This is a genomic window from Lentzea atacamensis (genome assembly GCF_003269295.1).
Lineage (GTDB): Bacteria > Actinomycetota > Actinomycetes > Mycobacteriales > Pseudonocardiaceae > Lentzea > Lentzea atacamensis.
Genome location: NZ_QLTT01000008.1, coordinates 119519 through 146142, shown reverse-complemented (window position 1 = coordinate 146142; position 26624 = coordinate 119519). Strand labels below are relative to the sequence as shown.

The window sequence follows — 26624 nt, the reverse complement described above, 5'->3', positions numbered from 1 at the left end:
AGCGGCAGCCGGTCAGAGGACCTCCAGCGGATCAAGCTTGATGCGCACCAGCTCCTGTTCCTTCCGCGCGGTCCGCACGGCCTGCGCCTCGGCCAGGACGGCGGCCAGCTGACGGCCCTCGCTGCGGGCGACCCGGACCAGCGCCCTCTCCTTGGTCTCGTCGTCGCCCAGCGGCACGGGCCCGAGGATCTCGCCGGTGGGCGGCAACCGCAGCTCGTCGAGCAGCGCGTTCACCGCGTCCGGAGTGCCGTCGATGGTCGCCATCCGCACCGCCGGGGGGAACCCGAGCTCCGTCCGCGCGGCGAGCTCGGTGGCCGCGTGCCACACCGGGTCCCAGCGCACCAGCGCCTGCACCGGCGTCAGGCCCGAGTCCGCGATGACGACCACGCGTCCGTTGCCGGGGCGCACCAGGCCGGCAGCCGTCATCCAGCGGCGCAGCGCCTCCTCGGACGCCCTCAGGTCGGCGCGCCCGAGCAACGCCCAGCCGTCGAGCAACAGCACAGCACCGTAACCACCCTCGGCCACGGGTTCGGCGCCCGGCGTGGCCACGACCAGGGAGGGCCTGCCCGGCACCTTGGTGAGCACCTCGTCGGCGCCGCTGGTGCGCACCGGATACCCGGGAAACGCCCGCCCCAGCTCCTCCGCCGTGCGCCGGGCACCGATGACCTGACCACGCAACCGACGAGATCCACACGTAGGACACCGGAACCCTGCCTCCGTGGCCGCACACCACCGGCAGTACGCGGGCTTCGGCATCCCGTCCTCGGTGCCGCCGGGCAACGCCAGCGGCCCCGCACACCGCCGGCAACGCGCGGGCCCCCGGCACTGCCCGCAGGCGAGCGCGGGCACATACCCGCGACGCGGCACCTGAATGAGAACCGGCGAGTCGGTCAGAGCGAAACGAGCCGCGTCGAACGCGATGGACGGCAGACGCGCCGTACGTGCGGCCGGGTCCTTAACCTCCTGCCACTCGTTGTCGCCCACCGACACGACACGCGGCGCCACGGCCCGCAGGGTCTCCCGGGAGGCCACGATCTCGTGGGCCCAGCCCGTCTCGACCAGGAGCTGCGCCTCGGCCGTACGAGCGAAGCCACCGATCAGCAGCGCCGCCCCGGACATGTGCGCGCGCTGAACCAGCACGTCACGCACGTTCGGATACGGCGAACGCGGCTCAACGTGCAGGTCGTCGCCGTCGTCCCACACGACCAGCAGACCGGGATCCCTGACCGGGGCGAACGCGGTGGCACGGGTGCCCACGACAACCCTGGCGATCCCCCGCCGCACGGCCAGCCAGCGCTTGTAGCGCTCCGACGGCCCCAGGTCGGCGGACAGGGTCACCACGCCCTCGATCAGCCTGTCGCACGCCTCGGAAACACGCGCCAGATCGCGGTGGTCCGGAACGACGATGACGACACCCCGGCCGGTGGAAGCGACCGCGGCAGCCGCCTCGGCCAGGCGCGCAGGCCAGTCCTCTGAGGGCAGGGCCTGCCAGACGGCGTGAGCGGGCAGGCCGGAGCGGAGTGCTTCGAGGTACTTGGGACCGCGGGGGTAGCGGGACCAGGCGTCGGCGGGGACGGGCGGCAGCTGCGAACGCGCGGGCGGTGCCACGCCGCCAGCAGAGGCGGGCTCGGCGCCAGCAGGGACGGACTCGGCACCAGCAGGGACGGACTCGGCACCAGGAGCGGCGGACCCGGCGGTGGGAGAAACGGGTCCGGCGGTGGGAGCCGTGGGCTCGGCGCCAGCAGGAACGGGCTCGACACCAGAAGCGATGGCCCCTGCGGTGGGAGAAACAGGCCCGGCGGTGGGAGCGGCAGATTCGGCAGTGGGAGCAGCGGACTCGGCGGCACGAGCGGTGCGCTCGACTGAAGGGGCGGCAGGCGCTGTGGCAGGAGCGACGGGTTCGGTGACCGGTGCGCTCAGGGCCGCGGTGGACACGGTCGGTCCTGCGGCGGGTGCGATCGGCTTGGCGGAGGTCACGGCGTCCCCGGCAAGCGCGGCAGCCGACGAGGGCTCGGCGAAGGTGACGGAATCCCCGGCAGGTGCAGCGGCCGACGTGGAGTGGGCGGACGGCGCGGTCGACGCGGACTCGGCGGATGGTGCGACCGACGCGGACCGCACGGCCGACGCGAGGTCGACGGACGGCGTGGCCGACGCGGGCTCCGCAGCCGGTGCGGCGGACCCGGAGTTGGCAGACGGTGCGGACGACGCGGACTCGGCCGACGGTGCGGACGACTCGAGCTCGACGGACGGCGTGGCCGGCTCGAGCTCCGCAGCCGGTGCAGCGGAGTCGGAGCCGACGGCCGCAGCGGTGGCGGGCGCGGAGTCGGCGGCCGCGTCGGACGAGGCGCCCACCTGCTGCTGCGACACCCAAGCCGGGACCTGGGGCAGCGGTGCCGGGGCGCTGGGCGCGGCGGCTTCCGCTCGGGCGTGACGGGGTGGGATCGCGAGCCTGAGCACGTCGATCATGCCGCCCGCGTACCTGTCGGCGATGGCGCGGGCCAGGGCGGCGATTTCCGGCGTCAGCACCGGCTCGGGTGAGACCACCTTTTCGATGAAGGCGAGCTTCTTCTCGTAGTCGGAGGTCTCGGCTCGTTCGAGGAGGTAGCCGTCGACGAGCTGGCCCGCGAAACGGACGCGGACGCGGCAGCCCGGTACGGCCGCCTCGTCCAGTTCGGACGGAACCGCGTAGTCGAAGGGGCGGTCGAGGTGGGCCAGCGGCACGTCCACGACTATGCGGGCGACCGGCAGCACGGCCGCGGGGACTCGTTCCCCTCGCCTTGCTCCGGTCTTCGCGCTCATGCCTCTTGGTGTATCAGACACCCCCGACAGTCACGCGTTGCGCCTCACCAAACCGGTGAAGCCCGCCACGAACAGGGTGGCGAACGCCCAGGCCAGGATCTGCAGCAGCCACGTCGAGGCCAGCACGAACTGGCCTGCGCCCGACGCGGTGTCCACCGTGCAGCGAGCCGCGTCGACCTTGACCAGGGGTGTCGCCACGTTCAGCGCGTAGCCGACCTGTTCCACCACGGAGCACCGCACGGCGCCCGACGCCAGCACAACGGCCACCGACACCGCGAGCACGCCGGCCAGCCACAACAACGCGAGAGCCGGCCGGTAGCCGTGCCCGATGGTCAAGCCGCGGATGAGGTGCCAGATCCGGCCCCACCGCGACAGCTGGCCGCGGCGGCGCAGATCACGTTGGGCGGCAACGCGAATTCGCCGGACGTCGCGTTCGTGCCCGGCCGCCTGGTGGGCGGCGGCGAGTTGCACCCACGGCTGGGTCGAGTAGTAGGGCGTGCGCGTGGCCAGCAGCGACAGCCATTCGTCCACTGTGGCGTCACGGGGCAGGCCCTCGTAGACCAGGCCTTCCAGCTGAACGGAACCCTCGATCCCCTCGAACGGCATGAGCAGGTCCTTGCCGACCTTGACGTGCCGCAGGTCGACCGCGACCGCCGGCGAGGTGAAGCGGCCGTCGCGCAGGACGATCTGGCCGTCGACACGGGCGCCGCGCATCCGGACCGCGGCGTGGGTGCCGTCGCTCGAGGCCCGGCAGCCGTGGGACAAGAAGATCGCGTCGCCGACCTGGACGTCCACCAGGTGCAGGGTCGAGTCGAACCGCGCGCCGCGGCAGGAGATCACGCCCGCGACTCGTGAGCCGCTCAGCACCACCGAACCCGCGGCCTGGAACCCGTCGTCGAGGTAGACGCTACCGCCGATGCGCATGTGCAGCGCGTAGATCGACTCGTCGCCGCTCAGCCGGGCCGAGCTCAGGTGCAGGTCGTGGTCCACCGTCAGGCCGCGGGCCCGGATCGACGGCGCGACCAGGCCCTCCAGGTCCAGCTGGGAGAAGTGCGCCCGGCTGAGCAGCACCGGCTGCTCGGTCGTGCAGTCGCGCAGCACCAGCGGCCGCTTGACCACCAGGTCCCGCAGGTCGAGCTGGCCCTCGATGTGCGCGCCGACCACGCGCAGCCCGCTGGGATCCAGGTCGTCGGCCTCCGTCAGCAACCGCCGGATCTCGTCCCCCGTGATCTCCACGGGGCCACGTTAACCGGAGATCGACTCCTGGCCGTTCTCAATGTGACCACACAAACGACGGCGGAACCGCGGCTCCTCCTCCACCGTCACGGTCAGGTCGTACCAGCCGGAGTTCATCACGGTCAGCCAAGGGATCACGTGCCGATGGCCGGGGCGCACCACGTACTTCCGCCGGCCCAGCACGAACGTCAGTCGTGACGGGCCGCTGTTCTCGAACGTCAGCGTCAGCACGCGGCTGTATCCGCGCACCGACGACGACACCCGCGCACGGTCCGTGGCAGACCCGGCGAACTCACGGCGGAAGCCGTTGGGGCCCAGCAATACCAGGTCGTGATCACCCGCGACCTCGACGGAGGCCGACGACGCGACGTCGAAGTGCTGCGGCAAGGCGAACTGGCCGGAGTACGGGTACAGCGCGAAGTGCACGGAAGCCGAGCCGGAGTTCGTCATCTCCAGCAACTCCCCGCGCAACGACGCGTCAGGCTGATACGGCAGAGCGCGCGCACGTCGCCGTCCGGGCTCCTGCTCCGGCATCTTCTGCGACGACGGCGGCGCGGGACGCCAGCGCGGCGTCGCGGGAGGCACCGGCGCGGGCTCGCCGACCTCGGGCCACGTGCGGCGCCGGTCGAAGTCGAACGCCGAGGTCAGGTCGCCCGACACGGTGCGGCGCCACGCGGAGATCTCCTCGGAGCGCACGCCGGTCCACCGCTCCAGGAACTGCGTCATCGACGTGTGGTCGAACACCTGCGAACACACGTATCCGCCAACGGACCACGGCGAGACGACGGTCATCGGCACGCGCGCACCCAACCCCAACGGCTTGTCACCCACGTACTCATCGGCGACGGACAGCGGCGGACGCGGCGGTGGCACGTGGTCGTAGAAGCCGTCGTTCTCGTCGTAGGTGATGAACAGGACGGTGGACTCCCACACGTCCTGGTTGGAAGCCAACGCGTCCAACACCTGATAGGTGATCGAGGCGGACGCGGCGGGCGACGACGCGCCGGGGTGTTCCGAGTCCACAGAGGACGGGACGAGGTAGGAGACAGCGGGCAGCCGGCCGGACTCGACATCGGCCCGGAACGCCTCCCCCAGCCCGCCGGGACGAACGCGGTGCAGTCCCCTGTCGTACAAGGACCTCTCCGCGGCGGTGAGCCGCGACAGGTCGATCGCGCCGATCAGCGCCGGGTCCCCGGTCCCGTAGAGCTTGTCCAGCGACTTGAACCCGGCCGGCAGCACCTTGCGCGCGATCTCCTTGAACCGCACGAAGAACTCCAGGTTGTTGTCCTGGAAGTTGTCCCACTCCTGGTACACCCGCCACGACTTCCCCGCCGCCTCAAGACGTTCCGGGTAGGTCTTCCACGTGTAGCCGGTGTGCTTGTCCTCGTTGTAGGCCGCGTTCCCGGTCGCCCGAGCACCGGAAGGCTCGAAACCGGTGTACCCGGACACCCAGTAGTTCCGGTTCGGCGACGTGGAAGAAGGCACCGAGCAGTGGTAGGCGTCGCACAACGTGAAGGTGTCGGCCAGCTCGTAGTGGAACGGGATGTCCTGCCGCGTGTAGAACGCCATCGTCGCCGCGGTCTTCGCCGGCACCCAGTTGTCGTTCCACCCGCCGCGCAACGCCGAGTGCCCGCCGTTCCAGCTGTGGTCCAGGTCGCCGATGTAGTGGATGTCCCGCCCGGAGGCCGACTCGCGCACCGGGAACGGCAGCACGCCCGACTGGTCGAACACCCCGCGCAACGCGTTCCGGTCCGAGAACCCGCGCACGCCACGAAGTGTGCCGTAGTAGTGGTCGAACGATCTGTTCTCCTGCATCAACAGCACGACGTGCTTGATCGCGCGCAACCCTCCCGCACGAGGCTCACGGGCCAATGCGGCGTACACCGACGGCGGCAGCAACGTGCCAGACGCAGCAGCAGCGACGGCGGCCATGAACCCACGACGAGAAAGCGACATGGAACGAGTTTCTAGTCTCAAATGGTGACGCGGAACCAACCCACGTATGAACTGACATGGTCCGCGCGATGTATCAGGGTCCGTGCCGAGGACTCCGCTGGGATGCGTGGACCCACTCGACGTCCGCCTGCTCGGACCCCTCGAAGTCACCGGGCCAGGCGGCGTGCTGCGCCTCGCCGGTACGCGCCAGCGCTCCCTCCTGGCGCTGCCGGCGTTGCGCGCACACTCGGTGCTCCCCGCAACGCACCTGATCGACGCGTTGCGGGGCACCGAGCCCCACGACGGTCCGGTTAGCGTTCGGGCAACGCCCGGTTGTGACGCTTCTGTCCGTAGGCAAAACACGGACGAGGGGAAACAACCATGAGACTGCGAATCGCCGCCGCGACACTCGCCATCGGCCTGTGCACCGCGGGTGTCGCCACAGCGGACGAGGTCCCGCCGGAGTTCCAGAACAGACCGGGCGTCGCGGCCTGCTACAACGCCGTGCCCACGATCACCGGCTCCGGCTTCATCCAGGGCACCCCGCTGCCGGACGTGATCCAGGGCAGCCCCCTGCCCGACGACATCTGGGGCCTGGACGGCAACGACATCATCCTCGGTCTCGGCGCCGACGACGTCATCCACGGCGGCAGCGGCAACGACCTGATCTGCGCCGGCTGGGGCGACGACAAGGTTCAGGGCGGCCCCGACGACGACACCGCCCACGGCGAACCGGGCGACGACCGGCTGCGTGGCGGCGACGGGATGGACCTGCTGTCCGGCGACCTGAACGCCGACGCCGGCGACGGTGAGGCCGGCTTCGACTTCTGCACGCCGTCCACGGAGGTCCAGGTCAGCTGCTGACCGACTGCCTCAGCAGGATCTCCGTGGCGGGATCGGGGCGCACCCCGAGCTGCCGCAACGAGTCCAGCACGCGCGCACGGGTCTCCGCAGTCCTTTGTGGATTCCGTGCGCGCAGCGCTGCGGCCAGCGCCAGCCGGTGGCCGCGCGGCTCGAACGGTTCCAGCCTCAGCGCGCGGTCGGCCAGCCGCCACGCCTGCACCGGATCCGCGGTGACGAGCCGGAGCTCGCCCAGTGCCAGCAGGTTGTGCACGTACCGGGCCCGCACCTCGGTGATCTCGGCCTCGCACACGTCCGCCAGGTCCGGCAGCGGCTCGCCGCGCCACAGCGCGACCGCCTGGTCCAGCTGGTCGGTGTCGCTGAGATCCTGGAACGACCTCGTCCGCCGTCGCGCACCCGAGGGCGACCAGCGCCGTCAACGCCGTCCGCACCTCGCCGGACACGCGGCTGAGCACCTCTTCCGCGGCGTAGCGCCACAACGCGGCGGGCCCGGCGCTGAGCGACAGCCTGATGAGGGCGGGCCAGCCGTGCAGGTCCTCGGTGAGCTCGCGGCCGAACCGGCGGGCCAGCGCGGCCGTCTCGGCGCCGGTGAAGGCCAGGTCGTCCGTCCCGATCGTGGCCACCTCGCCCGCCGCCTCCCTGCGGGCCAGCGGGAGGCTCACGCACCGGCCGGACAGCACCAGGTGCGCGGTGTCAGGCAACGCACGTGCGACGGCACCGAGGAGCTCGGCTCCCGGTGAACCGCCGGGGATCTCGTGGACGTCGTCGAGCAGCAGGCACACGTCGAGCGGGCCTCGCTGACGCAGTGCCGCGATGACCTCTCGCGTGCCCGGCTCAGGACCGTGAGCGGTGGCGAGGGCGTCCAGGATCGCGGCGGCCAGCGTGCTCGCGTCCTCGTGGCCGGGGCCGCAGGTCACCCACACGTCGACGCCGCGCGGATCTAGGAGGTTCGCCCGGACCGCCTGGGCCAGCGCCGTGGTCTTGCCGAAGCCGGCACCGGCGACGACCAGCGTGACCGGGCGGCGCCAGCGTTGCCGCAACCGGTCGACGAGCCGCAGGCGCGGCACCTCGACGTCCAACGGCCGCGGCACCCCGCGCAGGTGGTCCTCCCCCACTCACCGCGGAGACCGCCGGGCCGGAAATACGCGGAACGGCCCGCCTCCCGAGGGAAGCGGGCCGTTCGCTGACGACGATCAGGCGCCGGCGGCGGCGCGCAGGGCGTCGGCACGGTCCGTCGACTCCCAGGGCAGGTCGACGTCGGTGCGGCCGAAGTGGCCGTACGCGGCGGTCGGGGCGTAGATCGGGCGCAGCAGGTCGAGGTCGCGGATGATCGCGGCCGGACGGAGGTCGAACACCTCGGTGATGGCCTGCTGGATCTTCTGCGGGTCGACCGTCTCGGTGCCGAAGGTCTCGACGAACAGACCCACCGGCGCCGCCTTGCCGATCGCGTACGCGACCTGCACCTCGACGCGGGTGGCCAGGCCGGCCGCGACGGTGTTCTTCGCGACCCAGCGCATCGCGTAGGCGGCGGAGCGGTCGACCTTCGACGGGTCCTTGCCGGAGAACGCACCGCCACCGTGGCGGGCCATGCCGCCGTAGGTGTCGACGATGATCTTGCGGCCGGTCAGGCCCGCGTCACCCATCGGGCCACCGATGACGAACCGGCCGGTCGGGTTGGTCAGCAACCGCACACCGGACGTGTCCAGACCCAGCTCCTCGATCTCCGGCTGGACCACGTGCGTGCGCAGGTCGACACCGAGCAGCTTCTCCAGGTCGATGCCGTCGGCGTGCTGGGTGGAGATCACCACCGTGTCGAGGCGGACCGGCTGGTCGCCCGCGTATTCGATGGTGACCTGGGTCTTGCCGTCCGGGCGCAGGTACGGAACGGTGCCGTCCTTGCGGACCGCGGTCAGCCGGCGCGAGAGCCGGTGAGCCAGCGCGATCGGCAACGGCATGAGCTCGGGCGTGTCGGTGCACGCGTAGCCGAACATCAGGCCCTGGTCGCCCGCACCCTGCTTGTCGATCTCGTCCGCCGCGCCCTCGACCCGGTTCTCGAACGCGACATCGACACCCTGCGCGATGTCCGGGGACTGTGCGCCGATGGCGACGTTCACGCCGCACGAGTGACCGTCGAAGCCCTTCGCGGACGAGTCGTAGCCGATCTCCAGGATCTTCTCGCGCACGATCGTGGGGATGTCGGCGTAGGCCTCCGTGGTGACCTCACCCGCGACGTGGACCTGCCCCGTGGTGACCAGCGTCTCCACCGCGACACGCGAGCGCGGGTCCTTCGCCAGCAGCGCGTCGAGGATCGAGTCGCTGATCGCGTCGCAGATCTTGTCGGGGTGTCCCTCGGTCACCGACTCACTGGTGAACAGCCTGCTGCTGTGCTGGCTCACGGACACTCCTTGTTCGCAGTCGTGACGTCGTAAAAAGCTTACTGAGGTTCAGCGGAACGGGCGGTAACTGCGTCCCACACCACGGACGCCAGTTGCACTTTCGAACCGTGTGGTATAGGGATTTCGGCGCCCTCGGCGGACAACAGCCAGCCGGCGTTGTCCTCCTGCTCGAAGGCCTTGCCGTCACCGACTGCGTTGACGACCAGGAGGTCGCAGCCCTTGCGGCGCAGCTTCGCCCGGCCGTAGTCGAGCACCGAGGTCGTCTCGTCACCCGTCTCCGCGGCGAACCCGACGATCACCTGACCCTCCCGACGTGCGGAAACGAGCTCCGCGAGGATGTCGGGGTTCTTCGTCAGCGTGATCGGGTCCGGGTCGGCGGACGTCTTCTTGATCTTGTGCCCGGCGAGTGCGACGGGCCGGAAGTCGGCCACCGCGGCGGCCATCACGACCACGTCCGCGTCCGCCGCGACCTTGTGCATGGCGTCGCGCAGCTCGAGCGCCGAGCCGACCCGCACCAGGTCGACCCCGGCGGGCGTCGGGAGATCTGCGGTGTTGCCCGCGACCAGCGTCACCCTGGCGCCGCGCTGAGCCGCGACCCGCGCCAGCGCGTAGCCCTGCTTGCCGGACGAGCGGTTGCCGAGGAAACGCACCGGGTCGAGGGGTTCGCGCGTACCGCCGGCCGAAATCGCGACGTGCACGCCCTCCAGTGTCCGCTGCAGAGCGTCACGACGCACCAGCAGCAACCGGGCCAGCTCGACGATCTCGGCGGGGTCCGGCAGGCGGCCCTTGCCGGTGTCCTTGCCGGTGAGACGGCCGCTCGCCGGTTCGGCGACGACGACACCGCGGCTGCGCAGCAGCGCCACGTTGTGCTGGGTGGCCGGGTGCTCCCACATCTCGGTGTGCATCGCCGGGATCAGCAGGACCGGGCAGCGCGCGGTCAGCAGGGTGTTCGTCAGCAGGTCGTCCGCAAGGCCGTGCGCGGCCTTCGCGATGATGTTCGCGGTCGCGGGGGCGACCACCACGAGGTCGGCGTTCTGCCCGAGCTTGACGTGCGGCACCTCGTGCACGTCGTCGAACGGGTCAGCGGTCACGACCTGGCCGGACAGCGCCTCGAACGTGGCGGCTCCCACGAACTTCAGCGCCCCCTCGGTGGGGACGACCCGCACCGAGTGACCGGACTCGGTCAGCCGCCGCAGCACCTCACAGGCCTTGTACGCGGCGATGCCCCCGCCCACCCCGAGAACGATCCGGGGTTTGACGGGGGCATCAACGACGTCATGCGAAGCGGAAGTCAACAGTTCTCCTGTGAGGAACGACCGATGAGGGCCACGCCCCCACGAGGAGGACCCCCGCAGGTTGCCGGTGCACTGCCCCAGCAGGTAGTCCAGACGCGCGCCCGGACGGGGTCCGGGGGCGGAGCCCCCGGCTGGGGGTGTGGGGGCTCGGCCCCCACAAGACGCCAAGCGTCGAGCTCGGTCTGCGCCTTCTGCTGACAGACCTCTCCCCGAGACGCTTACTCGCCCTCGGTGTGCTCGAGGAGACCAGCGTGAATCTCCCGGAGAGCGATGGAGAGGGGCTTCTCACGCGGGCCCGGCTCGACGAGCGGGCCGACGTACTCGAGCAGGCCCTCGCCGAGCTGCGCGTAATAGTCGTTGATCTGGCGGGCACGCTTCGCGGCGTAGATCACCAACGCGTACTTCGAGCTCACCTGCTCAAGCAGGTCGTCGATCGGCGGGTTGGTGATGCCCTCCGGAGAACCGGTCAGATGACCGAGCTCGGTGTGGGTGATCACTCTCAAACTCCTGAGATTCGTGGTCCGACCATCAAGGATAGCAAGTCGGCGGCCGCCGACTTCACGTCGGCGTTCACGACGACCTCGTCGAACTCTTTTTCGGCCGCGAGTTCCTCACGCGCGATGGCGAGCCTGCGCTCGACGATCGCCGGGTCCTCGGTGCCGCGTCCGGTCAGCCTGACGACCAGATGCTCCCAGGACGGGGGCATCAGCATCACCAGCTGGGCGTCCGGCATGGCCTCCCGGACCTGCCGCGCTCCCTGCAGTTCGATCTCCAGCAGAGCGGGCTTGCCCGCGGCCAGTGCTTCCTCGACCGGTTTTCGGGGAGTTCCGTAGCAGTTGCCGGCGAACTCGGCGTGTTCGAGGAACTCGCCGGCGTCGATCATCTGCTGGAACTTCTCGCGGTCGACGAAGTGGTAGTGCACCCCGTCGACCTCGCCCGGCCTCGGCTTCCTGGTGGTCGCCGAGACGGAGAAGTACACATCGGGTTGCTGCTTGCGCAGCTCCGCCAGGACGCTCGACTTGCCTACGCCTGACGGCCCGGACAGGACGGTGAGACGGGAGCGGGCAGAGCCCGCTCCCGTCCCGGTGTCACTCACTCTCCGCTGAACTCGGAGAGCAGGGCCTTGCGCTGGCGGTCACCCAGACCGCGCAGGCGGCGGCTCGGAGCGATCTCGAGGCGCTCCATGATCTGCTGCGCGCGCACCTTGCCGACGCCCGGCAGGGCCTCGAGCAGCGCGGACACCTTCATCTTGCCCAGGACCTCGTCGCTCTCGGCGGCCTTGAGCACGTCCGTCAGGGTCGTGCCGCCGCGCTTGAGGCGCTCCTTGAGCTCAGCCCGAGCGCGACGAGCGGCAGCAGCCTTCTCCAGCGCTGCGGCTCGCTGCTCCTCGGTAAGCTGGGGAAGAGCCACGATTTCCTCCGTGGTGTGGATTCTTTTCGGATCGGTGCCGCGACCGTACCGACCGCAATTGCCTGGGGACAACGTGACCCAGTCAGGTAAATCTTCAGCGGCCATGAGTGAAGCGGCGGGTGGTAGTAGTACCAACACCCTCCAGCGGCCTGATCACCGCCACCGGCGACTCTTCGCACACCAGAGGTGTGCTATGAAGCCGGTGACCAGCGGGGCAGCCGGTGGGCTGGACCCTACCAACACATGTTTCCCCAGGTGAGCGCGCCACACCCCAAAAGTTGTGGCGCGCCCGCCCGTCAGAGGCCCTCTTGAACCCTCTGCACGGCGCTGACCAGCGACGATACGTCCGGCCCATGCCTGAGAACATCTCGTGAAGAAGTCGGCAAAACGTTGCGCATGTCGGGGCCGAAGAGCCGTTTTAGATCGGCCACCGAGCCGCCCTGAGCACCGAAACCGGGGGCCAGGATCGGTCCGTTGAACCCCGCGAGGTCCACATCCGTTTCCCCGATCGTGGCACCCACGACGAGACCAACATCGCCGCACGGGGAAATGCCGGAATTCCGAGCCGCGGCGAAATCGATGATCGTCTGCGCCACCGTTCGCCCGTCCGGAGCAACCGCGCGCTGGACCTCGGCACCCTCCGGGTTCGACGTCAGCGCGAGCACGAAGACCCCGCGGCCGGTCGCCCGCGCCGTGTCCAGTGCTGGCTGCAGCGACCCGAAGCCGAGGAACGGAGACAGCGTCACCGCGTCTCCTGCCAGCGGCGATCCGTCGCCCAGGTACGCCTCGGCGTAGGCGGCCATGGTCGAGCCGATGTCGCCGCGCTTGGCGTCCACGAGCACCAGCGTGCCCGTGTCGCGCAGCTCCGAGATCACCCGTTCGAGCACGGCGACGCCACGTGACCCGTAGGCCTCGAAGAACGCCGCCTGGGGCTTCACCATCGCCACCTTGCCGCCGAACGCCTCCACGGCCGTCAGAGCGAACCGTTCGAGGCCCTCCGCGGTGCGCGAGAGGCCCCAGGCGTCCAGCAGGCTCGGGTGCGGGTCGATGCCGACGCACAGGGGTCCGTGCGCCGCAACGGCTTTCGCCAGTTTTTCGCCGAAGGTCACACGCCCTCCCTCAGCGCCGCCTGGAGCGCCTGCAGCGGCTGCACCCCGATGTCACCGCGGATGAGCGCCTCGATGCCGTGCACGGCCGCGGCAGCGCCCTGGATGGTGGTGACGCACGGGATGTCCTTCGCCACGGCGGCGGTGCGGATCTCGTAGCCGTCCACGCGCGGGCCGCTGTTGCCGTACGGCGTGTTGAAGATCATGTCGATCTCGCCGGCCAGGATCATGTCGACGACGTTGCCCTCGCCCTCGAAGTGCTTGCGCACCTCGGTGCACGCGATCCCGTTGCGCTTGAGCACCTCCGCGGTGCCGGACGTGGCGAGGATCTGGAAGCCCAGGTCCGCCAGGCGCTTCACCGGGAAGATCATCGCGCGCTTGTCGCGGTTCGCGAACGACACGAACACCTTGCCCGAGGTCGGCAGCGAGCCGTAGGAGGCCGTCTGCGACTTCGCGAACGCCTTGCCGAACGACGAGTCGATGCCCATGACCTCGCCGGTGGACTTCATCTCCGGCCCCAGCAGCGAGTCGACGCCGTGGCCTTCCGGCGTGCGGAAGCGGTGGAACTGCATGACCGCCTCCTTGACCGCGACCGGCGCGTGCTCCGGCAGCCGGGCACCGTCACCAGTGGCCGGCAGCAGGCCCTCCTCGCGCAGCTCCGCGATCGTGGCGCCGAGCATGACCCGAGAGGCGGCCTTGGCCATCGAGACAGCCGTCGCCTTGGACACGAACGGCACCGTGCGCGACGCACGCGGGTTTGCCTCCAGGACGTACAGCACGTCGTCCTTGAGCGCGTACTGGACGTTCAGCAGGCCCTTCACGCCGATGCCGCGGGCGATGGCCTCGGTCGAGCGGCGGACGTTCTCGATGTCCGACGCGCCGAGCGTGATCGGCGGCAGCGCGCACGACGAGTCGCCGGAGTGCACACCGGCTTCTTCGATGTGCTCCATCACGCCGCCGATGAACACCTCGTCGCCGTCGCACAGCGCGTCGACGTCGATCTCGATGGCGTCGTCGAGGAACCGGTCGACCAGCACCGGGTGCTCGGGCGTCACCTCGGTCGCGCGGGCGATGTAGCCCGACAGCGACTCCTCGTCGTACACGATCTCCATGCCGCGGCCGCCGAGCACGTAGGAGGGCCGCACGAGGACCGGGTAGCCGATCTCGTCCGCGATCTCCTTCGCCTCGTCGAACGACGTGGCCGTGCCGAACTTCGGCGCGGGCAGACCGGCCTCGGTCAGCACCTTGCCGAACTGGCCGCGGTCCTCGGCGAGGTGGATCGCCTCGGGCGTCGTGCCGACGACGGGCACGCCGGCGTCGGCCAGGCGCTGCGCCAGACCCAGCGGCGTCTGGCCGCCGAGCTGCACGATCACGCCCACGACCTCACCGGAGGCCTGCTCCGAGTGCACGACCTCCAGCACGTCCTCGAACGTCAGCGGCTCGAAGTACAGGCGGTCGGAGGTGTCGTAGTCCGTCGACACGGTCTCCGGGTTGCAGTTGACCATGACGGTCTCGTACCCGGCCTCCCGCAACGCCATCGCCGCGTGCACGCACGAGTAGTCGAACTCGATGCCCTGCCCGATGCGGTTCGGCCCGGAGCCCAGGATCAGCACCTTCGGCTTCTCCCGCTGCTCGGCCACCTCGGACTCGGCGTTCGGGTCCAGCTCGTACGCGGAGTAGTGGTACGGCGTCTCGGACTTGAACTCCGCCGCGCACGTGTCGACCGTCTTGTAGACCGGCCGCACGCCCAGACGGTGCCGCAGCGTGCGCACGCCGTCCTCACCGGCGAGCTCCGGCCGCAGCACGGAGATCTGCCGGTCGGACAGACCAGCTCGCTTCGCCTTGCGCAGCAACGGCTCGTCCAGCACGGGAGCGTCCAGCAGCTCCGTGCGCAACGTGCCGAGCCAGGCGATCTGCTCGATGAACCACGGGTCGATCCCCGACGCGCGGTGGACGTCCTCGATGGACGCACCGAGGCGGAGAGCACGCTCGACCGTGTACAGGCGGCCATCGTGACCGCGTTCCAACTGTGCCAGGACCGATTCGAGCGTAACGCCCTCCGGGTCCGGCCGAGTCCAGAAACCGACCGATTTCGTTTCCAGCGAACGCAGCGCCTTACCCAGCGCCTCAACGAAGTTCCGGCCGATCGACATGGCCTCGCCGACCGACTTCATCGTGGTCGTCAGCGTGGGATCCGCGCCGGGGAACTTCTCGAACGCGAACCGCGGCGCCTTCACCACGACGTAGTCGAGCGTCGGCTCGAACGACGCCGGGGTCTCCCCCGTGATGTCGTTGGTGATCTCGTCGAGCGTGTAGCCGATGGCGAGCTTCGCGGCGATCTTGGCGATCGGGAAACCGGTTGCCTTGGACGCCAGCGCCGAAGAGCGCGACACCCGCGGGTTCATCTCGATGACGACCATGCGGCCGTTCTGCGGGTGGATCGCGAACTGGATGTTGCAGCCACCGGTGTCGACGCCGACCTCGCGGATGACCTTGATGCCGACGTCGCGCATGTGCTGGTACTCGCGGTCGGTCAGCGTCATCGCGGGCGCGACCGTCACCGAGTCACCGGTGTGCACGCCCATCGGGTCGATGTTCTCGATCGAGCAGATGACGACCACGTTGTCGTTGCGGTCGCGCATGAGCTCGAGCTCGTACTCCTTCCACCCGAGCACGCTCTCCTCGATGAGCACCTCGGTGACCGGAGATTCCTCGAGACCGATCGACGCCAGACGCTCCAGCTCGTCGGGAGTGTGCGCCATGCCCGAACCCAGGCCGCCCATGGTGAACGAGGGGCGGATGACGACCGGCAGGCCAAGCTCGGCGACCGTCGCGCGGACCTCGTCCATCGACTTGCAGACGGCCGAACGCGGGACGTCGGCGCCGATCTTGCGCACGATGTCCTTGAACATCTGCCGGTCCTCACCGCGCTGGATCGCGTCGATGTCGGCACCGATCAGCTCGACGTCGTACTTCTCCAGCACACCGCGCTCGTGCAGCGCGATGGCGGTGTTCAGCGCGGTCTGGCCACCCAGGGTCGCGAGGACGGCGTCCGGGCGTTCCTGCGCGATGACCTTCTCCACGAACTCGGCCGTGATCGGCTCGATGTAGGTGGCGTCGGCGAACTCGGGGTCGGTCATGATCGTCGCCGGGTTGGAGTTCACCAGGCTGACCCTGATGCCCTCCTCCCGCAGCACCCGGCACGCCTGGGTGCCGGAGTAGTCGAACTCGCACGCCTGACCGATGACGATCGGGCCGGAGCCGATGACGAGAATGTGCTTGAGATCGGTCCTCTTCGGCATCAGCGGGCCTCATTCATCAGCGTCACGAACTCGTCGAACAGGGGCGCGGCGTCGTGGGGACCTGCCGCGGCCTCGGGGTGGTACTGCACGGAGAACGCCGGCGCGTCGAGCAACCGGACGCCCTCGACGGTGCCGTCGTTGGGGCAGTAGTGGGACAGCACGGCGCGGCCGAACTCGGAGGAGAACTCCTCGCCCGGCGTGCCCTCCAGCGCGAACCCGTGGTTCTGCGAGGTGATGGCGACCTTTCCGGTGGCCACGTCGATCACCGGGATGTTGATGCCGCGGTGGCCGTAGCGCATCTTGTACGTCCCGCGGCCGAGCGCGCGGCCGAGGATCTGGTTGCCGAAGCAGATGCCGAACAACGGCAGCTTGCGGCCCAGCGCCTCCTTGGTGAGCGCGATCGCGTGGTCCTGGGTGGCCGGGTCACCGGGACCGTTGCTCAGGAACAGGCCGTCCGGGCTGACCGCGAGGATGTCCTCGAAGGTGCTCGTCAGCGGCAGCACGTGCACCTCGATGCCGCGCGCCGCCATCATCCGCGGGGTGTTCGACTTGATGCCCAGGTCGAGCGCCGCGACGGTGAACTTCTTCTCGCCGATGGCCTCCACCACGTACGGCTTGTCCGTGGTGACGTCGACGGCGAGGTTCGCGCCCAGCATCTGCGCGCTGGTCTTGACCTGCTCGACCATCGACGCGTCGTCGGTGAGGTCGCCGCCGGAGAAGACACCGGCCCGCATGGCACCCTGCTCGCGGATGTGGCGGGTCAGCGTGCGGGTGTCGATGCCCGCGATGCCGACGACGCCCTGCTTCGCGAGCTCCTCGTCCAGGCCGCGCTTGGACCGCCAGTTCGACGGGGTTCGCGCGGGGTCGCGGACGACGTAGCCCGCGACCCAGATCCTCGACGACTCGTCGTCCTCGTCGTTCCAGCCGGTGTTGCCGATCTGCGGCGCGGTCTGCACCACGATCTGGCGGTGGTAGGACGGGTCGGTCAGGGTCTCCTGGTAGCCGGTCATGGCCGTGGAGAACACGACCTCGCCGAGCGAGACGCCTGTCGCTCCGTACGCCTCACCGCGGAAGACACGTCCGTCTTCCAGCACCAATGCCGCGTTCGTCACGCCTTGCCTCCCACTAGAGCTGCTACCCATTCCTCGTAAACGTCCTTGTCGTCACCGCGGAAACCGGTGTCGAAGAGGTGGCCCTGGTTCTCCCACTGGACCACCAGCAGTCCCTCTTCGCTGAACATGACCTTCCCGGCGAGCCCGCGGTCGGTGCGGGCGTCCCGGACGGCCTCTGCGGGGATGAAGATCGGCGACGCGCCGGTCCGGTCGATCGCGATGCCTTCCGGCACCAGGCTCAGCGTGGCCTCCGCGCGGTGGCCGATGTCGCCGACCTGGATGCGGTCCTGCCAGTTGCCCGCGTTCGTCGTTCCGATGTAGACGCCCGTGGTCGAGAGCCTCGGCGCGCCCAGGGTCTCCGGTCGCGCCGGGAACGCGGGCAGGCCGGCCTGCTTCGCCTGGCGCCGCTTCCAGCCGTGCCACATGCCGTACACGCACAGCGCGAAGAACAGGAGAACCGCCAGCGAGAGCAGTACGCGGGTCATTCCGCAATCCTTCCCGCCAGAGCGGTGACCCGGCCACGCAAGATGGTCGCCGTCACCGCGCCGGGCAGTTCCATGCCCTCGAACGGGGTGTTGCCCGCGACGCTCGCGAGCTCCGCGCCGTTCACGGTCCACGTCGCGTCCGGGTCGACCAGTACGAGGTTCGCGGGCTCACCGGCCGCGATCGGGCGGCCCTGGTCGGTGAGACCGGCGATCTCGGCGGGCCTCTCGCTCATGACCCGTGCGACGCCGCGCCAGTCCAGCAGTCCGGTCTTCACCATCGTCTCGACGACGATGCCGAGCGCGGTCTGCAGTCCGAGCATGCCCGGCCTGGCCGCCGACCACTCGCAGTCCTTGTCCTGGATCGCGTGCGGGGCGTGGTCCGTGGCGACGCAGTCGATGGTGCCGTCGGCCAGTGCCTGCCGCAGCGCGTCGACGTCGGCCTGCGTGCGCAGCGGCGGGTTGACCTTGTTGACCGGGTCGTAGGTGCTCAGCCGGTCGTCGGTCAGGATCAGGTGGTGCGGGGTGACCTCGGCGGAGACCTTGGTACCGCGCGCCTTGGCCCACCTGAGGACGTCGGCCGTGCCGGTGGTGCTGACGTGGCAGACGTGCAGCTTCGCGTCGACCTGCTTCGCGAGGATGCAGTCGCGGGCGACGATGGACTCCTCGGCGGCCGCGGGCCAGCCCTGCAGGCCGAGGCGGGACGCGTTCTCGCCCTCGTGCGCCTGGGCGCCGATGGTGAGGCGCGGCTCCTCGGCGTGCTGGGCGATGACGGCGCCCAGGGCCTTCGAGTACTCGAGAGCGCGGCGCATGATCAACGGGTCGTGCACGCAGAGGCCGTCGTCGGAGAAGACCTTCACGTTGGCCTTAGAGTTCGCCATCGTGCCGAGCTCGGCGAGCTTCTCGCCCTTGAGGCCGACGGTGACGGCGCCGACCGGGTGGACGTCGACGAGGCCGACCTCCTTGCCGCGGCGGGCGACGTGCTCGACGATCACCGCGTTGTCGGCGACCGGGTCGGTGTTGGCCATCGCGAAAACCGCCGTGTAGCCACCGAGAGCGGCCGCTTTGGAGCCCGTCTCGATGGTCTCGGTGTCCTCGCGTCCGGGCTCGCGCAGATGGGTGTGCAGGTCGACGAATCCGGGCAGCAGGACCGCTCCGTTGCCTTCGATGACCTCCGCGTTCTCGTCCGTGCCCTCGGCGATCACGCCGTCACGGATCAAGATGTCTTGCGGTTCCCCCTCGCCATAGGGCCTAACTCCCTTGATCAGCAAGGGCTTCACGCGTTTTCCTCCTCGTGGGCAAGCAGGTGGTACAGCACGGCCATGCGCACGTGGACACCGTTGCGGACCTGCTCGGTGATGGCGGCCTGCGGGCTGTCGGCGACGACAGAGGCGATCTCCATGCCGCGCAGCATCGGGCCGGGGTGCAGCACGACGGCGTGCTCTGGCAGCAGCTTCAGGCGGCGCTCGTTGAGGCCGTAGGCGATCGAGTACTCGCGCGAGCTCGGGAAGAACCCGCCGTGCATCCGCTCGGCCTGGACCCTGAGCATCATCACGGCGTCCTGCGACGCGAGCTCGGCGTCGATCTCGTGCGAGACCGTGACCGGCCACTTCTCCACGCCGGTCGGCAGGAGCGTGGGCGGCGCGACGAGCGTGACCTCGGCACCGAGCGTGGTGAGCAGGTGCACGTTCGACCGCGCGACCCGGCTGTGCAGGACGTCGCCGACGATCGCGACGCGGCGGCCGTCGAGGCTGCCCAGCCGGTCGCGCAACGTGGCGGCGTCGAGCAGCGCCTGCGTGGGGTGCTCGTGCATGCCGTCGCCCGCGTTCACCACGGACGTGCTGGTGTGCTTGAGCCAGCCCGCGAGCCGGTGGGCGGCGCCGGACGCCGGGTGCCGCACGATCACGCAGTCCGCGCCGGCGGCCTGCAGGGTCAGCGCGGTGTCCCTGAGCGACTCGCCCTTGCTGACGCTGGACCCGGAGCTGCTGACGTTGATCACGTCCGCGGACATCCACTTGCCGGCGATCTCGAAGCTCACGCGGGTGCGCGTGCTGTTCTCGTAGAACATCGTGATCACCGTGCGGCCGCGCAGCGTCGGCAGCTTGCGGACCTCGCGGCCGAGCAGCGCCTGCTTGAGACGGTCGGCGGTGTCGAGGATCGCGATGGCCTGGTCGCGGTCGAGACCGTCGGTGGAGAGCAGGTGCTTCACTTCAGCACCACTCCGTCGCGGCCGTCGAACTCGTCCAGCATGACGACGACGTCCTCGGTCTTCGACGTGGGCAGGTTCTTGCCGACGTAGTCCGCGCGGATCGGCAGTTCGCGGTGCCCGCGGTCGACCAGCACGGCGAGCTGCACCGCGCGGGGACGACCGTGGTCCCGCAGCGCGTCGAGCGCGGCGCGGATGGTGCGGCCGGAGAACAGGACGTCGTCCACGAGCACGACGAGCTTGTCGTCGATGCCACCCTCGGGCAGCTTCGTCGTCTCCAGCGGCCTGGTCGGGCCTCTGCGCAGGTCGTCGCGGTAGAGCGTGATGTCCAGAGTGCCTTCGAGCACCTGCCTGCCGGAAAATTCGGCGATCTTAGCGGCCAGACGGCGTGCGAGGGGGGCTCCCCGGCTGGGAATACCCATCAAGACGACGTCGGGTGCGCTCGGTGCATCGAGAGCGGTCTTCTCGATGATCTGATGGGCCATTCGGGCGACAGTGCGCGCGACATCACCAGCCGACAGGATCTCGCGATCCCCGGCCGGATCCGTCGCGCCACGTTGACGTGACGCCACGGCTGGACCTCCTTCCCCGCCTCACTGGACGGGTCCTTAAAGGACGTCGGACACCCGGTTATAGCCGGGCTGACCTGCACCGTATCACCTACGGACGGTCAACCATCCGAGTGGTGTCGCACGCGTGAGGCGCGTCTCGTCCTGAGATCAGCTTGACCTGTCGACCACGGCGAGTAATCATTACTCTGCGTATTGATCTAAGCCTCCCCGCAGCACCGCCGTACTGCTGACGGGGCGAATGAACGGAGAACCGCCACATGGGCGACTACGCCAAGGCGCTGGGGGCCAAGCTCCGCGCTATCCGCCAGCAGCAGGGTCTGTCCCTGCACGGCGTCGAGCAGAAGTCCGGCGGTCGCTGGAAGGCCGTGGTCGTCGGATCCTACGAGCGCGGCGACCGCGCGGTGACCGTGCAGAAGCTGGCCGAGCTGGCCGACTTCTACGGGGTTCCCGTCGCCGAGCTCCTGCCCGAGGGCCGCGTGCCGTCGGGTGCCGAGCCGGCCACCAAGATCGTGATCAACCTCGAACGGCTCCAGCAGCTGCCGGTCGAGAAGGTCGGCCCGCTGGCCCGCTACGCCGCGACGATCCAGTCGCAGCGCGGTGACTACAACGGCAAGGTCCTCTCCATCCGCACCGAGGACCTGCGCTCTCTCGCGATCATCTACGACATGACGCCGGGTGAGCTCACCGAGCAGCTCATCGACTGGGGCGTGCTGCCTCCCGAGGCCCGTCCCGCCAAGGAAGACTGAGCATCACACGTTCGGAGCAGTGGCTCCTTCGACGTCCCGTTAGTCGCCCTGGGACGGCGAGGGAGCCACTGCTGCAACTGGGCCTCGATCGAGGTCCACCGGTCCGTAGACCGCGTGACCGGCACCGGTGACGAACGCCCAGTACCGGTCGCCGTAGGACCAGTGCCACCACTCGGTGGGGTAGTTGACGAGACCCGCGCCGCTCAGCACGCCGGCGAGCAGCCGCCGGTTGGCCCGAGCCTCCTGGCCGATGTTCTCCGCCTCCGTGTAACAGGCCCCGTCACTCTCCTCGGGACTGGCGTTCACCCGAGTCCCCAGGTCGAGCTCCCGTCCGTCGTCGGAGACGAGCGTGAGGTCGACGGCGGAGCCCGCGCTGTGCGGGGCGATCTCGGGCGGCGACACGTACCTGCTCGCGGCCGCCCGGACCTGCTCCGCGGACCACTCCGGATGACCGGCCCTCAGCTCGTCGGCGTAGCGCTCGAAGTAGAAGCGCTGCAGTGAGGGCGGCCGGTAGCCCTCGACGAACAGGAGCCGGACACCGCGCGGAAGCAGGTCCTGGGCGTCCATCAGCCGGTTCAGCAGACCTTCCCTCAGATGTGCGAACGCGCCCTCGTCATCGCTCTTGCGCTCGTCGACGGCGATCACCCCGCCCCGCCGGACGTCGCGGAGGGGTTCTCCGCAGTCCCGGACGGGAATCGCCGCGATCCGCGCGTCCGACATCAGCACGACCTCACCCACTGTGGCTCACCAGCGCCGCGAGCTGCTCCTTGTCCTGAATGACGTGGATCGCGACGATCTTGTCGTCGCGGACCGTGAACGCCATCGCCGAGAACAGCACGCCGTCGACCCGCGTGACGAAGCCGAACTCGCCGCCGATGAGCGCGAACTGGACCTCCGCCATCGAGGCGTACTTGCGGAACGTGCCGGCGCGCCCGGCCACCGTCCGGCCGCCGATGACCTCGAGGTCTCCCGCGCGCAGCACGACGTCGGGGTGCAGCACCGACACGAGGCCCTCCAGGTCGCCCTCGCGCGACGCCTTGAGGAACGCGTTCACCACCTCACGCTGCTTCGGCAGGTCGACGTTCGGCGCGGGCCGGTCCTGCACGCGCTTGCGCGCCCGGCTCGCGAGCTGCCTGGCCGCGGCAGGCGTCTTGTCGATCAACGGCGCGATGTCGTCGAACGGCACCGCGAACATGTCGTGCAGCACGAACGCCAGCCGCTCGTCGGGCTTGAGCGTGTCGAGCACGATGAGCATCGCGAGCCCGACCTCGTCCTTGGCGACGGCCTGGTGCTCGGGCTCCTCGTGGACGTCGATCACCGGGTCCGGCATCTCGAACGCGTGGTCCTTGCGATCCCGCAACATGTTCAGGCAGACCCGCGCGACAACGGTCGTGAGCCAGCCCTGGGGGTTCTCGACGTCGCTGGTGTCGGCCTTCTGGACCCTGATCCACGCCTCCTGCAGCGCGTCGTCGGCCTCGGCGAACGACCCGAGCATCCGGTGGGCGACGGCGCGCAACCGCGTGCGCTCCTGCTCGAACTGCGCGATCAAAACTCCCCCTGTGGCCTGGCACACACCGTGTCACGTTCCCGAGCGCCGCCGGGTCAACCGGGCAACAGCTCACTCGGGAGGGTAATCATGAAGATCCTCGTCACCGGCGGCACCGGCACCCTCGGCAAGCACGTCGTTCCGTCGCTGCGCTCGGCCGGTGCTCAGGTCACGACCCTGAGCAGGCACGGCGACATCGCCTGCGACCTGCTCGCCGGGGACGTCCCGCCCATCGAGGCCGACGTCGTCGTGCACCTGGCGGGCGGGCAGAAGGGCGACGACCTCGCGACCCGCAACCTGCTCGCCGCGTGCGCCGGGGTCCGCCACCTCGTCTACATCTCGGTGATCGGCGCGGACACCGTGCCGCTGGCCTGGCTGCGCACCAAGCTCGCCTGCGAGAAGGCCATCGCGTTGTCGGGCATCCCGTTCACGATCCTGCGCGCCGCCCAGTTCCACGACCTGACCTTGACCATGGTCCGCGGCCTCGCGAAGCTGCCGATCGTGCCGGTGCCGGGGCTTCGGCTGCAGCCGGTCGACGTGCGCGACGTGGCCGGGCGGATCGTGGAGCTGGCGCTGGGTTCGCCTGCAGGACACGTGCCGGACCTGGCCGGACCCGCCGTTTTCGAGCTGCGGCAACTGGTGCGGGACTACCTGGACACCGCGGGCAAGCGGCGGCTGACGGTGCCGGTGCGGTTGCCGGGCAAGGCCGGGAAGGCGTACCGGGGCGGGCAGAACCTGACGCTGGACGGCGACCACGGCACCCGCACGTGGGAGGAGTTCGTCGCCGGCGCCGCCCGGTAACGTCCTCACGGTGGCCATCACGTTGATCCGCTCGTCGTCGCTGTCCGACAGGGCCGGCTACGCCTACACGGCGACGGCGCCGGCCACGCACGGCTGATCTTCCTCGCCGGGGCGTGCCCGTTGAACGAGGACGGGTCCACGGCAGCGGTCGGGGACTACGCGGGGCAGGCGGCGAAGCCGTCGACAACATGCGGATCGCCCTCTCCGACGCGGGTGCGTCGCTGCACGACGCGATCAGCACGAGGGGGCTCGTCGCGTCGGCACGCGGGGAGGACCTGGTGACCGCGTGGGAGGTGGTCCGGGAGGCCTTCGGCGATCACGACGTTTCGAGCACTCTGCTGGGCTTCACGGTGCTGGGGTACCCCGACCAGCTCGTGGAGATCGAAGCGATCGCCTCGGTGCTCGACTCCTAACGCAACTGGTCTGCCACGAACGCGCGCCAGGCCGAGGTGCTGAACGCCAGCACCTCACCGGCCACGTTCTTCGAGTCGCGGACGAGTGCGTCGTGGGCGAGCGAGACTTCGATGCACTCGCTGTCCTCCGAACCTCCGCTGTAGCTGCTTTTACGCCAACTGCGGTCCTGAATCATCGAGTTCCTCTCGCGGTCGACCGGCGTACTCCGCCAGCCTGCTCCGCGATTGTTCCGCATCCAAGGCGACGCCCTCCAGCTGGTTGAACAGCAGGCGAGTCCGGGCAATGGCGCCGAGATCCTGCACGAACACCCTCACGAGATCGGTGTCGCTGTAGGCCACGGGCATCGCTTTGTCGAACTCCCAAAGCACCACACCCGCAGAAACCGCAGGAACTTCCGCGGGTACCAGCCTGATGAGGTGGGCGTTGAACAACAGCTTCAGGTACTGGTCCTCCATGACACGGTCGTCGCCGACTCGCTGCTGCAGCGCTAGCTCATGGACGTAGAACAAGCAATCCGGCCGATCGTGTTTCCGAAGGACCGCCTGACGGTCGATCCGGATCTGCACCAGCTCGGGGATCCGCTCTTCCGTGACGGACCCGACCAGGCGGTACAGGCTGTCGGCATACCCGGCCGTCTGTACGAGCGCCGGCAAGGTCAGGGTGTTGTAGCTGAAGATCTTCGTCGCCGTGGACTCGGCCATCGCCACCGTCCGCAGGTTGCCTGGCACCTGGACGATGTACTCGTCGAAAGCGTTGCGGTAGCGGCGTTTGAAGTTCTCGAAGAAGTCGATGTCCTTGCCGCACATCGTGAGGTACTGGACGAGGTCGATCTCGCTCGGCCGCGCCTTGCCGTGCTCGATGTTGGAGACCTTGCTCGGGTCCCAGCCGAGCCGGACAGCCAGGGCATTACCGTTGAGGTTCGTGTGGGTCTCGCGCAAACGCCGTAGTTCGTCGCCGAGGTCCCGGCTGTATGCGGTGGACGGAGTGCTGTGGGCCATGCGGCCGACGCCAGGACTTGTTCCCGGTCCACGATACTGGCTCGTTCGGGTGAAAAAGAAAGGCTGAAGCCATCCTCACAGACAGCAATCCGCTGCCGTCCGGTTTGGACTCCCGGCTGCACGACCACCTCACGTTCCTGATCGAGGTCGACCAGCTGAAAACGGTGCTGCGGCAGTCCCCGCTCGCCGCGGCCGACCGGCGCGAGAACGACGCGGAGCACTCCTGGCACCTCGCGCTGATGGTCATGGTTCTCGCCGAGTACGCCGACGAGCCGATCGACGTCGGCCACACGATGAAACTCGTGGTCGTCCACGACCTGGTCGAGATCTACGCGGGCGACACCCCGATCTACGACACCGCGATGGGCGAGAGCCAGCAGGAACGCGAGGAGGCCGCGGCGGACCGGTTGTTCGGCATCCTGCCCGGCGACACCGGCCGGCAGTTGCGGGAGCTGTGGGACGAGTTCGAGGCGCGCGCGACGCCGGAAGCGCGGTTCGCGAAAGCCATGGACCGGCTCCAGCCGTTGTTGCTCAACTGGATGGCCAAAGGCGGGACCTGGCGCACGCCCGGCGTCACCGCGGACGACGTACGCGGTCGCAAAGCGGTCATCGGCGAGGGCTCGACAACGCTCTTCGAGGCGGCCATGCACCTGATCGACGAGGGTGAGCGGCGAGGCTGGGCGCGCAGCTGACGGGGTAACCAACAGGGTGTTCGTATTGGTGGGAGGGTGGCCCGGGTCGGGCAAGACCACGCTGGCGACCGCGCTCGGTCCGTGGCTGGGATTGCCCGTGCTGGCCAAGGACGAGGTCAAGGAGGCCCTGGCCGACGACCTCGGGCGGCCGGGCACGGTGAGCGAGTCGCGGCGGCTGGGGCGGGCGGCGGTTCTCGCGGTGCTGCGGATCGCGCGTCGCTGTCCGGGCGCGGTGGTGGACAGCACCTGGTTCGACTACACCCGGCCCCTGGTGACGGCGTTGCCGGGTCCGGTGGTCGAGCTGCGGTGCGTCGTACCGGTGGAAGTGGCCAGGGAGCGCTACTACGCCAGGGCCGCCGGTCGCCACGCGGGCCATCTGGATCTGGAGCGCGCCGAGGCCGAGCTGTGGGGAGAACCGGTGCGCCCGTTGGCCGTCGGCCCGCTCGTGGAGATCGACACGACCGGGCCGCTGGACCTGCCCGTGATCGCCGCCGAGGTCCGCCGCGCGCTAGCGGCGTGACCTCAGGGCCAGCAGGACGGCGATCGTGCGTCCGGCTCCGAACACCGGCGGCCCTCGGTGATCTTCTCCATCACCTGGCACTTGGGGTTCCACTCGAGTTCCGCGCGGAGGTCGGAGAGGTGGTCGAACGCCTCTTCCGGTGTGCAGCCGATCAGCACGGAGTTGCGCAGGACGACCACGGCGGCCTCCTCGTTC

General features: G+C 69.7%; 29 protein-coding genes. 8 read left to right on the top strand and 21 right to left on the bottom strand.

From position 1 onward, the window contains the following. Positions 1-12 precede the first annotated feature (12 nt). Genes C8D87_RS31785 through C8D87_RS31775 form a run of 3 tightly spaced genes read right to left on the bottom strand, consistent with a single transcriptional unit; the run spans position 13 to position 5991 of the window. Positions 13-2799 carry a primosomal protein N' family DNA-binding protein gene (locus C8D87_RS31785; RefSeq protein ID WP_112229447.1) on the bottom strand — a complete coding sequence of 929 codons (2787 nt, stop codon included), beginning with the start codon at positions 2797-2799 and terminating at the stop codon, positions 13-15. A gap of 30 nt (positions 2800-2829) precedes the next feature. Beyond that, on the bottom strand, positions 2830-4035 hold the full coding sequence (locus tag C8D87_RS31780; protein WP_112229446.1) for a hypothetical protein: 1206 nt from the start codon (positions 4033-4035) through the stop codon (positions 2830-2832). Between the two features lie 9 nt (positions 4036-4044). Next, positions 4045-5991, bottom strand: coding sequence for a phosphocholine-specific phospholipase C (locus C8D87_RS31775; protein ID WP_112229445.1), 1947 nt, complete (start codon positions 5989-5991; stop codon positions 4045-4047). Positions 5992-6351: 360 nt separating this feature from the next. Between C8D87_RS31775 and C8D87_RS31770 the strand changes: the two genes are divergently transcribed. Next, a complete protein-coding gene (locus C8D87_RS31770; RefSeq protein WP_112229444.1) occupies positions 6352-6834 on the top strand; it encodes a calcium-binding protein in 483 nt (160 codons plus the stop codon). On the opposite strand, the gene C8D87_RS31765 is transcribed toward C8D87_RS31770, so the two are convergent. Further along, a complete protein-coding gene (locus tag C8D87_RS31765) occupies positions 6824-7132 on the bottom strand; it encodes a hypothetical protein (protein WP_233440091.1) in 309 nt (102 codons plus the stop codon). The two genes, C8D87_RS31770 and C8D87_RS31765, sit on opposite strands and share 11 nt — an antisense overlap. Positions 7133-7184: 52 nt before the next feature. On the opposite strand from C8D87_RS31765, the gene C8D87_RS45355 reads away from it, so the two are divergent. Next, entirely contained in the window at positions 7185-7571 is a 387-nt protein-coding gene (locus tag C8D87_RS45355) for a hypothetical protein (protein WP_146771927.1), read from the top strand. 15 nt (positions 7572-7586) lie between these two features. Next, positions 7587-7775: a hypothetical protein gene (locus C8D87_RS31755; RefSeq protein ID WP_112229442.1), complete on the top strand. Its 189-nt coding sequence runs from the start codon at positions 7587-7589 to the stop codon at positions 7773-7775. Between the two features lie 249 nt (positions 7776-8024). On the opposite strand, the gene metK is transcribed toward C8D87_RS31755, so the two are convergent. From metK to pyrR, 12 genes are all read right to left on the bottom strand, one after another. Beyond that, complete coding sequence (gene metK, locus C8D87_RS31750; RefSeq protein WP_170166654.1) at positions 8025-9227, bottom strand: methionine adenosyltransferase; 1203 nt, start codon at positions 9225-9227, stop codon at positions 8025-8027. Between the two features lie 38 nt (positions 9228-9265). Continuing rightward, positions 9266-10474 carry a bifunctional phosphopantothenoylcysteine decarboxylase/phosphopantothenate--cysteine ligase CoaBC gene (gene coaBC, locus C8D87_RS31745; protein WP_215732561.1) on the bottom strand — a complete coding sequence of 403 codons (1209 nt, stop codon included), beginning with the start codon at positions 10472-10474 and terminating at the stop codon, positions 9266-9268. 266 nt (positions 10475-10740) lie between these two features. After that, complete coding sequence (gene rpoZ / locus C8D87_RS31740; RefSeq protein ID WP_045313812.1) at positions 10741-11019, bottom strand: DNA-directed RNA polymerase subunit omega; 279 nt, start codon at positions 11017-11019, stop codon at positions 10741-10743. 2 nt (positions 11020-11021) lie between these two features. Next, positions 11022-11618, bottom strand: coding sequence for a guanylate kinase (gene gmk, locus C8D87_RS31735; RefSeq protein ID WP_109640345.1), 597 nt, complete (start codon positions 11616-11618; stop codon positions 11022-11024). After that, complete coding sequence (mihF, locus tag C8D87_RS31730; RefSeq protein WP_030471603.1) at positions 11615-11932, bottom strand: integration host factor, actinobacterial type; 318 nt, start codon at positions 11930-11932, stop codon at positions 11615-11617. The genes gmk and mihF overlap by 4 nt, the downstream gene beginning before the upstream one ends. A 296-nt stretch (positions 11933-12228) precedes the next feature. Then, complete coding sequence (pyrF, locus tag C8D87_RS31725; RefSeq protein WP_112229440.1) at positions 12229-13041, bottom strand: orotidine-5'-phosphate decarboxylase; 813 nt, start codon at positions 13039-13041, stop codon at positions 12229-12231. Further along, positions 13038-16340: a carbamoyl-phosphate synthase large subunit gene (carB, locus tag C8D87_RS31720; protein ID WP_112229439.1), complete on the bottom strand. Its 3303-nt coding sequence runs from the start codon at positions 16338-16340 to the stop codon at positions 13038-13040. Before carB ends, pyrF begins: the two co-directional genes overlap by 4 nt. Beyond that, positions 16340-17482, bottom strand: a complete 1143-nt coding sequence (gene carA / locus C8D87_RS31715; protein WP_109640348.1) for a glutamine-hydrolyzing carbamoyl-phosphate synthase small subunit — start codon at positions 17480-17482, stop codon at positions 16340-16342. Before carA ends, carB begins: the two co-directional genes overlap by 1 nt. Beyond that, a complete protein-coding gene (locus C8D87_RS31710; RefSeq protein WP_112229438.1) occupies positions 17449-17937 on the bottom strand; it encodes a PH-like domain-containing protein in 489 nt (162 codons plus the stop codon). The genes carA and C8D87_RS31710 overlap by 34 nt, the downstream gene beginning before the upstream one ends. Beyond that, positions 17934-19214 carry a dihydroorotase gene (locus C8D87_RS31705; protein ID WP_112229437.1) on the bottom strand — a complete coding sequence of 427 codons (1281 nt, stop codon included), beginning with the start codon at positions 19212-19214 and terminating at the stop codon, positions 17934-17936. The genes C8D87_RS31710 and C8D87_RS31705 overlap by 4 nt, the downstream gene beginning before the upstream one ends. Continuing rightward, on the bottom strand, positions 19211-20143 hold the full coding sequence (locus C8D87_RS31700) for an aspartate carbamoyltransferase catalytic subunit (RefSeq protein WP_109640351.1): 933 nt from the start codon (positions 20141-20143) through the stop codon (positions 19211-19213). Before C8D87_RS31700 ends, C8D87_RS31705 begins: the two co-directional genes overlap by 4 nt. Next, positions 20140-20712, bottom strand: coding sequence for a bifunctional pyr operon transcriptional regulator/uracil phosphoribosyltransferase PyrR (pyrR, locus tag C8D87_RS31695; protein WP_109640352.1), 573 nt, complete (start codon positions 20710-20712; stop codon positions 20140-20142). Before pyrR ends, C8D87_RS31700 begins: the two co-directional genes overlap by 4 nt. Before the next feature lie 257 nt (positions 20713-20969). On the opposite strand from pyrR, the gene bldD reads away from it, so the two are divergent. Further along, positions 20970-21458, top strand: coding sequence for a transcriptional regulator BldD (gene bldD / locus C8D87_RS31690; protein ID WP_030471611.1), 489 nt, complete (start codon positions 20970-20972; stop codon positions 21456-21458). A 39-nt stretch (positions 21459-21497) separates the two neighbouring features. Here bldD and C8D87_RS31685 read toward each other — a convergent pair whose 3' ends face one another. Both C8D87_RS31685 and C8D87_RS31680 read right to left on the bottom strand, forming a co-directional pair. Then, positions 21498-22196: a M15 family metallopeptidase gene (locus tag C8D87_RS31685; RefSeq protein WP_109640353.1), complete on the bottom strand. Its 699-nt coding sequence runs from the start codon at positions 22194-22196 to the stop codon at positions 21498-21500. Then, complete coding sequence (locus C8D87_RS31680; RefSeq protein WP_267899896.1) at positions 22189-23007, bottom strand: sigma-70 family RNA polymerase sigma factor; 819 nt, start codon at positions 23005-23007, stop codon at positions 22189-22191. Before C8D87_RS31680 ends, C8D87_RS31685 begins: the two co-directional genes overlap by 8 nt. Before the next feature lie 87 nt (positions 23008-23094). Here C8D87_RS31680 and C8D87_RS31675 point away from each other — a divergent pair, with 87 nt between their 5' ends. Beyond that, the gene (locus C8D87_RS31675) at positions 23095-23805 is read left to right on the top strand and encodes an SDR family oxidoreductase (protein WP_112229436.1); all 711 of its coding nucleotides are present in this window, start codon (positions 23095-23097) and stop codon (positions 23803-23805) included. Positions 23806-23993: 188 nt separating this feature from the next. Next, positions 23994-24218, top strand: a complete 225-nt coding sequence (locus tag C8D87_RS48100) for a RidA family protein (protein WP_233442392.1) — start codon at positions 23994-23996, stop codon at positions 24216-24218. Here the strand turns inward: C8D87_RS48100 and C8D87_RS31665 are convergent. Next, positions 24215-24394, bottom strand: coding sequence for a DUF397 domain-containing protein (locus tag C8D87_RS31665; RefSeq protein ID WP_112229435.1), 180 nt, complete (start codon positions 24392-24394; stop codon positions 24215-24217). The genes C8D87_RS48100 and C8D87_RS31665 overlap by 4 nt on opposite strands. After that, positions 24369-25217, bottom strand: coding sequence for a helix-turn-helix domain-containing protein (locus C8D87_RS31660; protein ID WP_112229434.1), 849 nt, complete (start codon positions 25215-25217; stop codon positions 24369-24371). Before C8D87_RS31660 ends, C8D87_RS31665 begins: the two co-directional genes overlap by 26 nt. A gap of 104 nt (positions 25218-25321) precedes the next feature. On the opposite strand from C8D87_RS31660, the gene C8D87_RS31655 reads away from it, so the two are divergent. Next, positions 25322-25909 carry an HD domain-containing protein gene (locus tag C8D87_RS31655; RefSeq protein WP_233440214.1) on the top strand — a complete coding sequence of 196 codons (588 nt, stop codon included), beginning with the start codon at positions 25322-25324 and terminating at the stop codon, positions 25907-25909. 28 nt (positions 25910-25937) lie between these two features. Continuing rightward, complete coding sequence (locus C8D87_RS31650; RefSeq protein WP_233442391.1) at positions 25938-26429, top strand: AAA family ATPase; 492 nt, start codon at positions 25938-25940, stop codon at positions 26427-26429. Positions 26430-26431: 2 nt separating this feature from the next. On the opposite strand, the gene C8D87_RS46290 is transcribed toward C8D87_RS31650, so the two are convergent. Continuing rightward, positions 26432-26608, bottom strand: coding sequence for an SRPBCC family protein (locus tag C8D87_RS46290; protein ID WP_170166653.1), 177 nt, complete (start codon positions 26606-26608; stop codon positions 26432-26434). Positions 26609-26624 lie beyond the last annotated feature (16 nt).